Source organism: Paenibacillus sp. Y5S-9 (assembly GCF_036894235.1).
GTDB lineage: Bacteria > Bacillota > Bacilli > Paenibacillales > Paenibacillaceae > Paenibacillus.
Window position 1 is genome coordinate 2,536,753 of record NZ_CP145887.1, and the last position, 14,877, is coordinate 2,551,629.

Below are 14,877 nucleotides of genomic sequence, written 5' to 3' on the forward strand. Positions count from 1 at the left end.
CATTGGCGAAGGCAAGCAGTCAAGGTTTGACTGGAAGACAAAAAGCAGCAATTTTGTTGATTACATTAGGTCCGGAAGTATCGGCTCAGATCTTCAAACATCTGCGTGATGAGGAGATTGAGCAACTTACGTTGGAAATTGCCAACGTGCGCAAGGTTGATTCTTCCGAAAAGGACATGATCATGGCCGAGTTTCACCAGATCTGTCTGGCGCAGGAATATATTTCTCAGGGCGGTATCAATTATGCGAGAGAAATCCTGGAGAAAGCTCTGGGTTCTTCAAAAGCACTTGAAGTCATTAACCGTTTGACAGCTACGCTGCAAGTCAGACCATTTGACTTTGCACGCAAAGCAGATCCGAACCAAATTTTGAACTTTATTCAGAATGAAAGCCCGCAAACGATTGCCCTGGTTCTGTCTTACCTGCAATTCGAACAGGCAGCAGCGATTCTATCATCCTTGCCACAAGAGAAACAGGCAGATGTCGCTCGCCGGGTGGCTGTTATGGATAGTACTTCGCCGGAAGTCATCTCTCAAGTGGAGCGGGTTCTGGAACAAAAACTTTCTTCTACCGTAACGCAGGATTACACGAATGCGGGTGGTATTGAATCGATCGTTCAGATTCTGAACGGAGTCGATCGTGGTACAGAGCGTACCATTTTGGACTCGCTTGAAATTCAGGATCCTGAGCTTGCGGAGGAAATCAAAAAACGCATGTTTGTATTCGAAGATATCGTCAATGTGGATGATCGTTCGATTCAGCGCATTATTCGGGATATCGACAACGCAGATTTGCAGCTGGCACTCAAAGTGGCAAGCGAAGAAGTTCGGGATGCCGTGTTCCGGAATATGTCGAAACGGATGTCCGAGACATTCAAAGAAGAGATGGAGTTCATGGGACCTGTGCGATTGCGTGATGTTGAGGAAGCTCAGACACGTATCGTAGGAACGATACGCAGATTGGAAGAAGCCGGTGAGATCATTATCGCACGCGGTGGAGGAGATGATATCATTGTCTAATTTGATTAAATCTTTCCAGTATGTACCCGTTGATGACCGCAAAAAACTTGAAAATCATCATCATTATGGTGGTACTGAGGAGTCTGAAACGGAATTATACGGTGACAGTGCTGAAGGTTCTGAAGCAGAAACGCTTCAAGCACGCGTGGACGAAGAAACACAACGTCTTACCGCAGAAATGCTGGAAGATGCCAAGGAGTTTGCAGAAAAGCAAGTACGTGAAGCTTCAGAAGAGGCAGAGCGCATGCTTCAAGAGGCCCGTGAACAGATCGACAGCTGGTGGCAGGAACAACGACAACAGGATGAACATCTGACTGAAGCGCTTCGTTCACAAGGTTTCCAACAGGGTTTTGAAGAAGGCAAAGTACAAGCTGAACTGGATCTCCAGGTGCAGATCGAAAAGATGATGATTGAAGCCCAGGAAGTGCTCAAGGAAGCTTATGTAGCTAAAGATCAGATTATTCAGGAAGCCGAACCGTTCCTCGTGGAGCTCGCTTGCGGGATCGCTGAGAAAGTCATTGATAAGCAACTTACCATTGAACCCGATCATACATTGGAACTGATTCGTCAGAGTTTGTCACGTAAACGGGAGCAGGGTTTGATCACACTCTGTGTGGCACCTGATCAGTTTACATTTGTACAGGCAGCTCGTGAAGAATTGTCTCTGTCCATTGACTCTCAAGCAGAATTGCAGATTTTGCCTGATTCAACGGTCAAAGATAAGGGATGTGTCATTCGTTCTTCGTTCGGAAGTGTAGATGCGAGAATTGATACACAGCTTGCTGAGATTAAAAAAGAACTGGTCCGCATAGCACTTGAGGATGAGGAGCGGAGAAATCAACATGAAGGTTCTTAGTTCACAGCGATATATGGAACATTTGCGCCAATTCGATCCTGTTCGTATTAACGGCAAAGTTACTCAGGTCATTGGTCTTATGGTGGAGTCAGAAGGGCCAGATGCAAGTATCGGTGACGTATGTTATATCTATCCTGGTAAATCGGCCAAGCCTCTTCAAGCCGAAGTTGTTGGGTTTCGAGATAACAAAGTGCTGCTTATGCCATTGGGTGAACTTCAATCCATCGGTCCTGGTTGCGATGTAGTAGGTACGGGTAAACCACTCGGCGTTCAGGTAGGCTCCGAATTGCTCGGTAAAGTATTGGACGGACTTGGACAACCGCTGGACGGTTCCCTCCTTCCATCAAGAATGCCAATGTACTCTACCTCCAATACGCCGGTCAATCCAATGGATCGTCCACGTGTACTTGAAACGATGGGTGTTGGTGTAAGAGCTATCGACGGATTGTTGACCGTAGGTAAGGGACAGCGTGTAGGTATTTTTGCCGGTTCTGGTGTTGGTAAGAGTACATTGATGGGCATGATTGCTCGTAATACAGCAGCAGATGTCAATGTCATCGCGCTTGTGGGTGAGCGTGGACGTGAGGTGCGCGACTTTATTGAACGGGATCTGGGTCCGGAAGGACTGGAACGCTCCGTAGTCATTGTTGCAACTTCAGATCAGCCTGCCCTGATTCGGATTAAGGGAGCAGTTATTGCGACCACTATTGCAGAGTATTTCCGAGATCGTGGAATGAACGTGATGCTCATGATGGATTCGGTAACCCGATATGCTATGGCACAAAGGGAAGTGGGTCTTGCCGTAGGTGAACCTCCGGCAATGAGAGGATATACGCCATCGGTTTTTGCAAGTTTGCCCAAACTGCTTGAACGGGCGGGTACAGGACCTACCGGTTCGATTACAGCCTTTTACACCGTTCTTGTCGATGGGGATGACATGAATGAACCAATCGCGGATGCGGTAAGGGGTATTCTGGATGGACACATTGTGTTAAATCGATCCATTGCAAATAAAGGTCATTTTCCGGCGATTGATGTGCTAGCCAGCATAAGTCGTGTTATGAAGGATATTGCTCCGGAAGAGCAGTTGGAAGCCGTTAATAATATGAAACGTTTGATGGCTGTGTACAAAGAATCGGAAGATCTGATCAATATTGGGGCTTACCAGCGGGGATCAAATGCAGCCATAGATGAATCGATAGATCAGATTGATAGTATATGGAACTTTACCAAGCAGAAAGTCGACGAGAAAGTCACCTTAAGTGAAGTACAGGAACGTTTGATTCTTGAATTTGCAAGGAGATGAATGGGTAAACGATGAAATTTCGATATCATTTCCAGAAAGTTGTTGACCTGAAGAGTAATGAAAAAACACAGGCAGAGTGGATGTTATCCACAGCGATCGGTAAACTTCAGACGGAGGAAGAACATCTGATACAACTTCTTAATGATAGAAGTAATCTGATCGGCATTATCCAATCTGCTACGGAAAATACAGCGTCTGTAAACAGTCTGCAGGAGATGCAGCGTTATGTACATCACCTTGACGAGTGCATTTCACGCAAAAACAGTGATGTTAAACATGCTCAGGTCAATGTGCAGCGGAATCAGACGTTTCTAAACGGTAAGATGATTGACGAAAAAGTATGGCTTGGAGCGAGAGACAAGGCCAAAATCAAATTTCAGCAGGAGATGCTCCTCCGGGAACAGAACGATCTGGACGAGATGGCTACTGTACGCTTCGCTGCCAAAGCCGGACGCGCGAATTGATGTGAGCCGGAAGCGAAGTTGTCTCGTGAAGGAGGAATGAACGATGGCTGTTAAAGATGATAGCGACATGGAAAAAGAGTCGGGAGGCGGTTGGGAGAAATTTCTCATGATTTCAATCCCGATTGTATTCACCGTAGTATTGCTAGGTGTATTACTTACGCTATTTAATGTAGATATTCGTAATAATTTGTTTGAATTCGCCAACAAGATACCTGTAGTCAAGGAATGGGTACCTGATCCGGTACTGGATCCGGAGAAAGAGAAGCTGGAGAAGAGTGAGCAGCAGGTTGAAAGTGCTGAAGCCACAATTGAAAAGCTTAAGTCCCAGGTAACTGCCAAAGAAACAGAGCTCAAGGCAGCACAGGAAGCAACAACAACCGAAGCGAAGAAGGCCACTGACCTTCAGAAGAAGTTGGATGATGCGGAAAAAGCGGCTGAAACGGCTACGGCAACAACGCCGGAAACGGAATCCGATTATCAAAAACAAATCAAAGATTTGGCTAAAATGTATGCTGACATGAGTCCAAGTAAAGCTGCACCTATTTTGCAAAATATGACGAATGAGGAAATGGTATTGTTGTTGAATGCCATGCAGTCATCCGCTCGGACCAAGGTGCTTGAAAAGATGGACCCGAAAACAGCAGCCGATGTCACCATGATGATGAAGGATGCCAAACCGTCCGGGGATCTGGCACTGGATGCGCTGCAATCCAGATTGAAGAAAGAAACCGCAGCAACTTCAACTGCATCCACAACGACAAGCAAAAACCTGGATAAAAACCAGCTTAGTCAAACATTTGCTTCGATGTCTGCTTCAAGTGGTGCCAAGCTATTATTGGAAACATACAAGTTAAGTCCTGACAAAACATTGACCATCCTGAATTCAGTAGATGATGCAACACGCTCTCAATTGCTTGAGAACATGTCTTCAGAGGACTCGGTTGAAACTGCAAAAATTTTGAACAGATTAATGGGCAACAAGTAGAACTGATTACACTGTATAACCGAGAGGAGGTGAAAAAAATGTCGATTGTATATCAAATGGCATCCACAGCATCTGCAAAAGCAACAGGAGCAGGTCAGACAACCGGAGCACAATCGAAAGGTTCAGCTGCAGGGGCTAGTGGTGAATTTCTCCAAACTCTTGCTCAGTCATTATCCGGAGGAAACACAGAAGGTGATAGTTCAAGCGCTACTGGAAGTTTAACAGCCAATCCGTTGGTGTTTTCCTTTGCTACAAGTGAAGAAGGAGAAGCGACATCAATCACGGATATACTGAATTCATTGTTCACGGACTTGGATTCGCTTGACGAAGCTTTGGAAAATGACCCAGCTCTACTTGCAGGTTTGCAAACGCTGATTCAACAGATGTATACACAATTAAGTAATCCTTCAGGTACTAATGCAGAGGGTTCCGACGAGTCTTCGAACGGAGCGGAAAGCGTAAAAACAGTACCCGCAATTGAACTGTCGCAGCATCCGGCAGCAGTACGTTTTGTTCTGCAAGATATGCTTACACAATTAGTAGCTGGAATGAATGATCCTGAGAGTAACGTTGCGAAGAACGCTCCTGAATTCAAACATTTGTTACAATCTCTGCAGAGTCAGCTTCAAGAGGCTGGAGTGGATACCACTAATAACAAAGGATGGACTGAACTGAAATCCATACTGGATACATTGACTGCAGTTAAGGATCAGACTGCACAGGTCGCTCCAAGTACTTCACTTCAAACATCCAAACAGGATTCGGTCGTACCACAAGTTCTTGTTGCGGCAGTGGCGAATTCTGGAACCCAGGTGAAAGCTGAGGCTGAGACAACATCTGTTTCAAATGCAGGTGGAGAAGTGGAACACTCAACCATCATTACTGCAGGAGAGCTCTCCTTGCGTTCATCAGGTACAACAGCAGGCAAACCGGCTGAACCTGTAATGCAAACATCACAGTTTGCCAAAGAAATGACACAGTTTGTTGTTAATAAGCTGGATATTGTCCAGCAAAAAGGATTTTCCGAGGCGACCATCTCACTTCGGCCTGAGCATCTAGGGAAGTTGGATGTTCAAATTACCTTGCAGAACGGGCAGTTGGTTGCACGGTTTATGACTGAGCATACGATGGCTAAAGACATGCTTGAACAACAAATGACGCAGCTGCGTTCTTCACTTCAAGCCCAGGGAATTCAAGTGGAACGACTTGAGGTTACACAGAACAGTTCAATCGGATCACAGATGTATCAGGACGGAGGCCGTCAGCCGGGAAGTAACTCTCAGCAACAACGCCGTTCGCGTGAGCGTGGAGAACAATCGGATGATGCTGTAGCTACAGCAGGGATTCAAGAAGAATTGCGTAACTGGCGTAGCGAGCAAGTCGAAGGAACTGAATTACAGAGAGATACGTTTAGTGCTAAGGCTTAAACAGAAATGAGGTGAGCAATATGGCTAATGAAATTGTTTCAATGAATAATACCTGGCCGAACTATTCGGCAGCTAATAAAGCAACCACAAGTGCTGCAACAAAAGAATTGGGTAAAGATCAGTTTCTAAAAATTCTGATTACCCAGCTGCAAAATCAAGACCCGATGCAGCCGATGGAGGATAAGGAATTTATCGCTCAAATGGCACAGTTCAGCTCAGTGGAACAACTGGTCAATATTTCTACCCAGCTTAAAACATTGAACCAGTCCCTTGGTGCTGTATCCGGTATGATTGGCATGGAGGTAAGTTGGCTTTCTTCTAATAAAGATGATAACGGAACTCTTCGTCAGGGTATTGTAGATTCCATCATTGTAAGAGATAGCGTTCAATACGCAAAAGTGGGCAACGACGAGATTAAGCTGGATGAGATCATTCAGGTGAATTATCCAAAACAGGCAGAAGAGAGTCAAACTCCGGTACAGAACGTTCAGGATGTAACCCCTGAAACGAACGAGAGCGAGGAAGTTGAATCATCCGCTGAAACGGGTGATACGGAAGATAGCGGGAAAACGATATGAGTGATCGCATAACGGTTGGACAATTATACGCAGGCCCGATTACACCGAATATGCTTCAAAGACCTAAAACGGGAGAAGCTTCGGCTATACCCGAAAAACCTTTTGCAAAAGTGCTGGAAGATAATCTTCTGAAATTGAGCAATCATGCTGCCAAACGTTTGCAACAACGTGGCATTGAACTCAAGACCGAGCAAATGGAACAGATTGGTTCTGCTTTGGACAAAGCTGCTGCCAAAGGAGCCAAAGAGTCATTGATTTTAATGCAGGATATGGCTTTTATCGTCAATGTCAAAAATCGTACTGTGGTTACAGCTATGGATAGTGAGAGCATGAAGGATAATGTGTTTACTCAGATTGATAGTGCCGTAATCATTTCTTGACCGGCTGGCCCTTCTCGGGAGCCGGAATGCCGCTGACCGACTGATGCGGTAACCAAATGAAGACTGGGAGGATTTTTAAAAATGTTGAAATCAATGTACTCAGGCGTTTCCGGGATGCGGGGTTTCCAAACCAAACTCGACGTAATTGGTAACAATATTGCGAACGTAAACACGGTTGGCTTCAAAGGCAGTCGGGTTATGTTCAAAGATATTATGAGCCAAACCACTTCAGGTGTGACTGCGCCTGGTGATGCAACCGGTGGTGTGAATGCAAAACAAATTGGTCTAGGTGTATCTGTAGGATCTATTGATACATTACATTTGGCTGGAAGTCCAATGACAACAAACAACCCAACAGATATGCGGATTAATGGAGATGGATTCTTCTTGGTACGTTTGAGTGAAGATCAGGAAGTACCTTACCTGACTCGTGCGGGGGATTTCCATGTGGATGCTGCACGTAACCTTTTGACATCCGATGGATTGTTTGTTCTGGATAACGGTGGTGGAAATATTACGATACCTGATGATGTTGTTTCCTTCACGATTGGTCAGGATGGTACGATCAATCAAACTATGGCGGATGGAACAGTTGAAGCGGGAGCACAACTTGGAATCGGAAAAGTGGTCAATCCGGAAGGTTTAGAGAAGATCGGCGGTAATCTATACCGTATGACAGCAAATGCCAATCCCGATGGTGAGCTTGAAATTTTGACAGCGAATGATGCCGAAAATGGAACTGGCTCTATTATCACAGGACAGCTCGAAATGTCTAATGTGGATCTGACAGGAGAGTTTACTGAGATGATCGTAGCTCAGCGTGGGTTCCAGGCAAACTCCCGGATTATTACAACGTCGGATGAAATACTTCAGGAAGTTGTTAACCTGAAACGTTAATAGCTGATTAATGAATTTTTAAAACGTGGGGGAGCTTGCTCCTCCCACTCTGATCAAGGGGGCTTAGCATGATTTCGGTTACGCGGTTAAATGGTTCTCCCATGTGGTTAAATGCGCTGATGGTTGAAATTGTTGAAGAAACGCCGGATACGTATATTACTCTGGTAACTGGAAAGAGACTGATTGTGCTTGAAAAAGCTGATGACGTTATTTCCAAGATTAAAGATTACAACCGTGAAATCGGGGTTCAGGCAGCCACTATTAAAGTGCAGCAAACGGAGGAATCCTGATGAAAAAAATGATGCCCTGGCTTGCAACAATGTTGCTGGCAATAACACTCATTGTGGTGGTTGTGTTTGTATTTATGCAAGGACAGAACGGGAATAAGGACGACACACATACGGCGGCAGCTTCAGAAGCCAAGAAGATGACTGCGGATGAGATTGTAGAGGTATCCTCTGAACTTGGAGAAATTAAAACCAATTTGGCTGATACGGATCATGTTGTAATTGTCAGCTTCTCTTTCAAGTTGACTGACAAAACTGCAAAAGAAGATTTTGAGAAAATCAAAGAAATTGTGGTAAAACCAATCATCATTCAGACGCTTGCAGATACGAAGTCTGAGGAACTGGCTACAGCGAAGGGCCGGATATTATTTAACGAGAAATTGACCGGTCTTATTAATGAAGCTTTACCAGAAGGTAATCTAAGTAGTACGAGCTTTTCATCTATTGTGATAGCAACGATGTAAATGAACAGAACATGCTGTAGACCTGTAAGGGGGTGAGAACATGGTGGATGTATTATCACAAAATGAGATTGACGCCCTATTAGCAGCCCTTTCTTCTGGTGAAATGGACGCAGAAGAATTGAAGAAGGAAGAAACTCAGAAGAAAATCAGATCGTACGATTTTAAGCGGGCAGTGCGTTTTTCCAAAGACCATATCAGAAGCTTGACTCGTATTCACGAAAACTTTGCACGCTTTCTCACCACTTATTTTTCAGCCCAACTGCGGACGTTCGTTCAAATCAATGTCGTTCAGGTCGAACAGTTGCCTTATGATGAGTTTATCCGTTCTATTCCTAAGATGACGATATTGAACATTTTTGAAGCGGAGCCACTACAGGGACGAATGGTGATGGAAGTCCATCCGAACGTGGGATATGCGATGTTGGATCGCCTGCTTGGTGGAACCGGGAGTGCTCCAACAAAGATTGCATCGATGACGGAGATTGAAACGACCATCATGGAACGAATATTCAGTCGTGCATTTGAAAGTTTGCAGGAAGCATGGAAGACCGTGTTGGATATTACCCCGAGGATGGAAGCACTCGAGACCAATCCGCAATTTATGCAGATTGTATCTCCCAATGAGACCATTGCTCTGATCTCGCTCAGTACCAAAATTGGTGACACGACAGGCATGATCAATCTATGTATACCGCATGTCGTTCTTGAACCTATTATGTCACGGTTGTCAACTCATCAGTGGTTTGTTTCGGAGAAGAAAACGAGAGCTCCGGAGGAGTATGATGCTCTAAAAGAGCGTGTGAACAAAGCCAAGTTACCAATCGTTGCGGAATTGGGAGAATCGAGAATTTCAATTGCAGAATTTCTGGGTCTGTCCGTTGGTGATGTCATTACGTTGAACAAACCAGTTGATGAGGGACTTTCCATTAAAGTGGGTGACAAACTGAAATACATGGGCAGTCCGGGGACAATCAAAGACCGTGTGGCTGTGCAAATAGACAAGATTGTCACCGAAGGAGTTGAAGAATTTGACGAGTAAGGATTATTTATCCCAAGAAGAAATCGATGCTTTGCTCAGGCAATCGGAATCGATAAACAGCTCGGAACCCGCTGAAAAGACGGTTGATGATTTTTTGACCGAGCTGGAGCAGGATGCCTTGGGGGAGATCGGTAACATTACATTTGGTAGCGCGGCAACAGCATTATCCACGCTATTAGGCCTCAAAGTAGATATTACAACACCTAAAGTTTCTATCATTAGTCGAACGCAGTTTGAAGAAGCTTTTCCTAAGCCGCATGTTGCCGTTCATGTCAATTACGTGGATGGATTCGAAGGCATTAACTCACTTGTTATCAAGAAGAGAGATGCTCAAGTCATCGCTGATTTGATGCTGGGTGGCGAAGGAAATCCGGTCGATGAAGAACTGAATGAAATCCATATTAGTGCGGTACAGGAAGCGATGAACCAGATGATGGGTTCCTCTGCAACCTCAATGTCCACGATTTTTAATCGTTTTGTGAATATTTCCCCTCCGGGAATCGATATTCTCAATCTGGAGAGTGGAGAGGGTGTAAGTAATCTTCCAGCAGATGAGACCCTCATTCAAGTTTCATTTCGTTTGTTGATCGGGGATCTGATCGATTCCAATCTGATGCAGTTGCTTCCAGTGCATTTTGCCAAAAACATGGTAGATATGCTGATTGGAGGCGCTCAGGAGTCAACTGCCAGCGCACCAGTGGCATCAACACCTGAACCTGCACCAGCAGCTGTACCAGCAACGCCACCACCGGTTGCGGAGCAGCCGCCCGTTCAACACCAGCAGCCCCCACAGGCTCCTCAGCAGCCTGTTCAGGACTATAACGGATATGGACAGGCACCGATGGGGATGCCGCAAGGAATGCCGCCACAGCAGCCTTATGGCATGCCCCCGCAGCAACCTTATGGTGCACCTCAACATTACGGTGGAATGCCAAATAGGAATGTTAACGTACAACCAGTTCAATTCGCCAATTTGCAAAATGGGGCGTATGGGCAGGTAGACGAAAACAATTTGAATTTATTGATGGACATTCCCCTTAAAGTCACCGTAGAATTAGGAAGGACCCAGAAGCAAATTAAAGATATTTTGGAACTGTCACAGGGTTCGATTGTCGAACTGGATAAGTTAGCCGGGGAACCTGTCGATATTTTGGTGAATAACAAACTGATCGCCAAGGGAGAAGTTGTTGTTATTGACGAAAACTTTGGTGTTCGTGTTATAGATATCGTTAGCCAATGGGACCGAATTCAGAAATTACAATAAGCACAATTTAGGGAGGACTTGAATCAAGATGGCAAACCGAATTTTAGTCGTAGACGACGCTGCATTTATGAGAATGATGATCCGGGACATTTTGTCCAAAAATGGATATGAGGTTGTTGGTGAGGCACAGGATGGCTCACAAGCAATTGAGAAATTTAAAGAGCTTCGTCCGGATCTGATCACAATGGATATTACGATGCCTGAGATGGATGGCATTGCAGCTTTGAAAGAAATCAAGAAGATTGATGCTAACGCTAAAGTAATTATGTGCTCCGCTATGGGTCAACAAGCGATGGTAATCGACGCTATTCAAGCAGGTGCTAAAGACTTTATTGTTAAACCGTTCCAATCTGATCGGGTTATTGAAGCGATTAGCAAGACACTGGGCGTTTAAGAGACATGATGATGGCTCAGGGTGATTTTCCAGAAACAGCTGGCGCGGGAGCCAATTATTATTTACAGCTTGTATGGGTGATTGTTGTCCTGGCCGTCATCCTGGTCCTTATTGTTTATCTGATCCGGTTCTTAAACAAACGGAATCAGCAAATGTTCCGGCACGGCACAATTCGTACTCTTGGCGGGGTTGGACTGGGACAAAACAAGTCGCTGCAAATTATAGAAATTGGTGGGAGTGTATATCTGCTTGGTGTAGGTGAAGACATCCAGTTGATAGATAAGGTTTCGGATCTGGAAGAGGCGCAAAGAATCATTGATTCCTTCGAACGAGATGCTGCTGCACAACAAGGGAATCTGTCACCTCTCATTGCCAAGCTCACAAAACGCTTCCGTAAAGATGAACCGCCGCGGGAAATGGAACTGGAGGACACAACTTCTTTTCACGAAATGTTTGAATCCAAACTTCGGCAGATGCCTAACCGTAAAGAGAAGATGGAGAAGCTCCTGGATAAAGACAATACTACAGATCGGTCGAGGGATTCATGAAGAAAAAGATTTGGTTAGCGTGTTGTTTGCTAGGACTTATCAGTCTAGCTTCTGTTACAGTTGCCTTTGCCGAGCCCATTCCGAATATTGATATTCAAATCGGAAACGGTGACGGAGGGACACCAAGCACAAGTTCACTGTCCATCATTCTGTTAATTACTGTGCTTAGCATTGCACCAGCAATGCTTGTACTTATGACCAGTTTTACTCGGATTGTGATTGTGCTCGGTTTTGTACGTACATCTTTGGGTACACAACAAATGCCACCCAATCAGGTTTTGGTTGGCTTGGCACTATTTCTGACACTTTTCATTATGTCGCCGACGTTGTCTTCCATCAATCAGGTAGCGCTTCAGCCCTATCTTCAGGGAGAACTTACACAAACCGAGGCACTTGAAAAAGCAGCGGACCCGATAAAGAAATTTATGTTTAGTCACACCAGAGAAAAAGATCTGTTACTGTTTATGAAGTACAATCAGACTGAACAACCAAAGACCTATCAGGATATCCCAATTACTGTTATGGTGCCGGCATATGTAATCAGTGAGTTGAAGACAGCATTCCAGATGGGGTTTATGATTTTTATTCCGTTTCTGGTTATAGATATTGTTGTCGCGAGTACACTCATGGCAATGGGGATGATGATGCTTCCGCCGGTCATGATCTCATTACCTTTCAAAATACTGCTCTTTGTTCTTGTCGACGGGTGGTATCTGGTTGTCAAGTCACTGTTATTGAGTTTTAACACTTGATCCGGAAAGTTAAAGGAGGACGGTCATGACTTCGGAATTTATTATCGGTCTGGCCGGGAAAGCGGTATACACGTCATTGCTGGCCAGCGCACCTATGCTTATACTAGCTCTGGTTGTAGGACTAGCAATCAGTATTTTTCAAGCGACAACTCAAATTCAGGAACAAACATTAGCTTTTGTGCCCAAGATTGTTGCCGTACTTCTGGCAGTACTTTTGTTTGGACCTTGGATCTTAAATATCTTGGTCGATTTTACGTTTAACATTCTCGATAATCTATACAGATACATAGGGTAGGCTTTAGCAGATGGAGACATTGTTGCAAAGTTTCCCTGTCGCTCTGCTTATGTTTTGTCGAATCGCATCATTTTTTGTAACTGCGCCAGTTTTTTCGGCTCGAAATGTGCCGGCTTCAGTTAAAATTGGTATCTCTGCATTTGTCACATTGTCTGTCTATCTGATTTATGGAATAGACCAGACCGTACCCACAGACCTGAGTTATGTCTTATTGATCATCAGAGAGATTTTAATTGGCCTGCTTTTAGGTTTTGTGGCTTACCTGTTGATGACAGCTGTTCAGACTGCGGGGACCTTTATCGATCTACAAATCGGTTTTGGTATGGCTAATGTATACGATCCAATGACAGGAGCTTCAGCGCCACTTACGGGGAACTTGAAGTATGCATTTGCTATGCTTCTGTTTCTGACGATGAATGGACACCATTATTTGCTGGATGCGATAGTTTACAGTTACCGGTGGGTACCATTATCGAATGTGTTTTTCCTACGGTTGGCAGATGGAAGTATTGCTGAATTTTTGATTCAGACCTTAGGTCAATCATTTATGCTGGCTTTTCAGATGTCGGCTCCGATTGTAGTTGCGTTATTTTTGACGGATGTTGGCTTGGGTTTTTTGGCCAAAACAGCTCCTCAATTTAATGTATTTGCAGTTGGGTTGCCGCTTAAGTTACTCGTTGGTCTTGCTATTTTGCTTTTGCTGGTTCCCAGTTTCTCCTTTGTATTTAGTCAGTTGTTCGAAGCGATATTCAGATCGATGGAAAAATTGCTTGGAACCATTGGACAAAGGCCCGGCTGAGTGAAACGGAGGAAAAGACACGGATGAAACTTCAACTCGACCTCCAGTTGTTTTCAGGGGAGAAGACGGAGAAAGCTACCCCGAAAAAGAGACAGGATACACGAAAAAAAGGACAGGTTGTCAAAAGCGCTGAACTATCTGGCGCATCCATTCTCCTAATCGCGTTTTTGATCATGATGGTATTCAGCAATTTCTATAAAGAACGTATAGTTCGTCTGTTTACAGATATCTTCATCAATCGATTGAGCATGGAAATCACCGGAGAGAATGTGATGGCGCTTATGATGCGCTATGGCATTGAAGTTTTGTTATTGATCGCTCCCGTTTTGCTGGGTGCGTTACTGGTTGCTTTGATCGTTAACTATATGCAAGTTGGTTTTCTTCTTATAGGGGAAGGTTTGAAGCCAAAACTTGAGAAATTGGACCCGATTAAAGGTTTCAAAAATATATTCTCTCTCCGCTCATTAGTGGAATTTGCTAAATCCATTTTGAAAATGTCGATTATCGGTTATCTCGTTTACAGTACAATTAAGGGCTACCAGTCAGATATTGCTTCACTTTCTCATTTTTCATTGGATGCTATTTTACATTTCGCTGCGTCGATCACTTTAAGTCTTGGTATCAAGATTGCAGTGGCATTAATGATACTTGCGATATTTGATTACATGTATCAGAAGTATGATCATGAGAAGAAGATCCGTATGTCCAAGCAAGACATTAAGGACGAGTACAAAAAAATGGAAGGTGATCCGCTGATCAAAGGCAAAATCCGGGAACGCCAGCGTCGTATGGCTATGCAGCGTATGATGCAGGAAGTGCCGAATGCGGATGTTATCATCACGAACCCGACCCACTTTGCGGTTGCGCTAAAGTATGAAGGTTCCGAGATGGAGGCACCGCAGATTATTGCCAAAGGTCAGGATTATGTCGCCTTGCGTATTAAGGAAATTGCCAAAGAAAACGGTGTTATTACGATGGAAAACAAGCCGTTAGCACGGGCGTTGTTCCAGAGAGCCGAGATTGGTGACGCCATACCGGCCGATTTGTTTCAAGCGGTAGCCGAAGTGCTGGCTTATGTATATAAACTAAAGGGCAGAACGAAATAAAAGGGGATCGGAGGCCG

19 protein-coding genes are annotated in these 14,877 nt (G+C 44.6%); all 19 read left to right on the plus strand.

Translation table 11 applies throughout. The annotated features are described in order from the left end of the window. Nucleotides 1-2 precede the first annotated feature (2 nt). The 19 genes from fliG to flhB all read left to right on the plus strand — a co-directional run bounded on the left by fliG (nucleotide 3) and on the right by flhB (nucleotide 14,860). The gene (gene fliG / locus V6669_RS11315; RefSeq protein WP_047842476.1) at nucleotides 3-1,019 is read left to right on the plus strand and encodes a flagellar motor switch protein FliG; all 1,017 of its coding nucleotides are present in this window, start codon (nucleotides 3-5) and stop codon (nucleotides 1,017-1,019) included. Further along, on the plus strand, nucleotides 1,012-1,875 hold the full coding sequence (locus V6669_RS11320; RefSeq protein WP_091031907.1) for a FliH/SctL family protein: 864 nt from the start codon (nucleotides 1,012-1,014) through the stop codon (nucleotides 1,873-1,875). Before fliG ends, V6669_RS11320 begins: the two co-directional genes overlap by 8 nt. Next, nucleotides 1,862-3,181, plus strand: coding sequence for a flagellar protein export ATPase FliI (gene fliI, locus V6669_RS11325; RefSeq protein ID WP_036609365.1), 1,320 nt, complete (start codon nucleotides 1,862-1,864; stop codon nucleotides 3,179-3,181). Before V6669_RS11320 ends, fliI begins: the two co-directional genes overlap by 14 nt. A gap of 11 nt (nucleotides 3,182-3,192) precedes the next feature. Then, nucleotides 3,193-3,645: a flagellar export protein FliJ gene (gene fliJ, locus V6669_RS11330; protein WP_091031905.1), complete on the plus strand. Its 453-nt coding sequence runs from the start codon at nucleotides 3,193-3,195 to the stop codon at nucleotides 3,643-3,645. Between the two features lie 43 nt (nucleotides 3,646-3,688). Further along, nucleotides 3,689-4,630, plus strand: a complete 942-nt coding sequence (locus V6669_RS11335) for a DUF4088 family protein (protein ID WP_338593807.1) — start codon at nucleotides 3,689-3,691, stop codon at nucleotides 4,628-4,630. Nucleotides 4,631-4,668: 38 nt separating this feature from the next. Next, nucleotides 4,669-6,057 (plus strand): flagellar hook-length control protein FliK, encoded by a 1,389-nt coding sequence (locus tag V6669_RS11340; RefSeq protein ID WP_338593809.1) that lies wholly within the window; start codon nucleotides 4,669-4,671, stop codon nucleotides 6,055-6,057. Between the two features lie 20 nt (nucleotides 6,058-6,077). After that, nucleotides 6,078-6,635 (plus strand): flagellar hook capping FlgD N-terminal domain-containing protein, encoded by a 558-nt coding sequence (locus V6669_RS11345; protein WP_338593811.1) that lies wholly within the window; start codon nucleotides 6,078-6,080, stop codon nucleotides 6,633-6,635. Beyond that, nucleotides 6,632-7,015 carry a TIGR02530 family flagellar biosynthesis protein gene (locus V6669_RS11350; RefSeq protein ID WP_338593813.1) on the plus strand — a complete coding sequence of 128 codons (384 nt, stop codon included), beginning with the start codon at nucleotides 6,632-6,634 and terminating at the stop codon, nucleotides 7,013-7,015. Before V6669_RS11345 ends, V6669_RS11350 begins: the two co-directional genes overlap by 4 nt. A gap of 81 nt (nucleotides 7,016-7,096) precedes the next feature. Beyond that, nucleotides 7,097-7,912, plus strand: coding sequence for a flagellar basal body rod protein FlgG (flgG, locus tag V6669_RS11355; protein ID WP_074094563.1), 816 nt, complete (start codon nucleotides 7,097-7,099; stop codon nucleotides 7,910-7,912). 68 nt (nucleotides 7,913-7,980) lie between these two features. Continuing rightward, nucleotides 7,981-8,202 (plus strand): flagellar FlbD family protein, encoded by a 222-nt coding sequence (locus tag V6669_RS11360; RefSeq protein ID WP_076208897.1) that lies wholly within the window; start codon nucleotides 7,981-7,983, stop codon nucleotides 8,200-8,202. Then, the gene (locus tag V6669_RS11365) at nucleotides 8,202-8,663 is read left to right on the plus strand and encodes a flagellar basal body-associated FliL family protein (RefSeq protein WP_310334365.1); all 462 of its coding nucleotides are present in this window, start codon (nucleotides 8,202-8,204) and stop codon (nucleotides 8,661-8,663) included. Before V6669_RS11360 ends, V6669_RS11365 begins: the two co-directional genes overlap by 1 nt. 40 nt (nucleotides 8,664-8,703) lie before the next feature. Further along, nucleotides 8,704-9,702, plus strand: coding sequence for a flagellar motor switch protein FliM (gene fliM, locus V6669_RS11370; RefSeq protein ID WP_017689177.1), 999 nt, complete (start codon nucleotides 8,704-8,706; stop codon nucleotides 9,700-9,702). After that, nucleotides 9,692-10,966 carry a flagellar motor switch phosphatase FliY gene (fliY, locus tag V6669_RS11375; RefSeq protein ID WP_091031895.1) on the plus strand — a complete coding sequence of 425 codons (1,275 nt, stop codon included), beginning with the start codon at nucleotides 9,692-9,694 and terminating at the stop codon, nucleotides 10,964-10,966. Before fliM ends, fliY begins: the two co-directional genes overlap by 11 nt. Nucleotides 10,967-10,994: 28 nt before the next feature. Then, complete coding sequence (locus V6669_RS11380) at nucleotides 10,995-11,360, plus strand: response regulator (protein WP_017689175.1); 366 nt, start codon at nucleotides 10,995-10,997, stop codon at nucleotides 11,358-11,360. Between the two features lie 11 nt (nucleotides 11,361-11,371). Then, nucleotides 11,372-11,908: a flagellar biosynthetic protein FliO gene (locus V6669_RS11385; RefSeq protein ID WP_338594905.1), complete on the plus strand. Its 537-nt coding sequence runs from the start codon at nucleotides 11,372-11,374 to the stop codon at nucleotides 11,906-11,908. Beyond that, entirely contained in the window at nucleotides 11,905-12,660 is a 756-nt protein-coding gene (fliP, locus tag V6669_RS11390) for a flagellar type III secretion system pore protein FliP (RefSeq protein ID WP_133384323.1), read from the plus strand. The genes V6669_RS11385 and fliP overlap by 4 nt, the downstream gene beginning before the upstream one ends. 25 nt (nucleotides 12,661-12,685) lie before the next feature. Beyond that, entirely contained in the window at nucleotides 12,686-12,955 is a 270-nt protein-coding gene (fliQ, locus tag V6669_RS11395; RefSeq protein ID WP_047842485.1) for a flagellar biosynthesis protein FliQ, read from the plus strand. 10 nt (nucleotides 12,956-12,965) lie between these two features. Beyond that, nucleotides 12,966-13,754: a flagellar biosynthetic protein FliR gene (gene fliR, locus V6669_RS11400; protein WP_338593817.1), complete on the plus strand. Its 789-nt coding sequence runs from the start codon at nucleotides 12,966-12,968 to the stop codon at nucleotides 13,752-13,754. 23 nt (nucleotides 13,755-13,777) lie between these two features. After that, nucleotides 13,778-14,860, plus strand: coding sequence for a flagellar biosynthesis protein FlhB (flhB, locus tag V6669_RS11405; RefSeq protein WP_338593818.1), 1,083 nt, complete (start codon nucleotides 13,778-13,780; stop codon nucleotides 14,858-14,860). Nucleotides 14,861-14,877 lie beyond the last annotated feature (17 nt).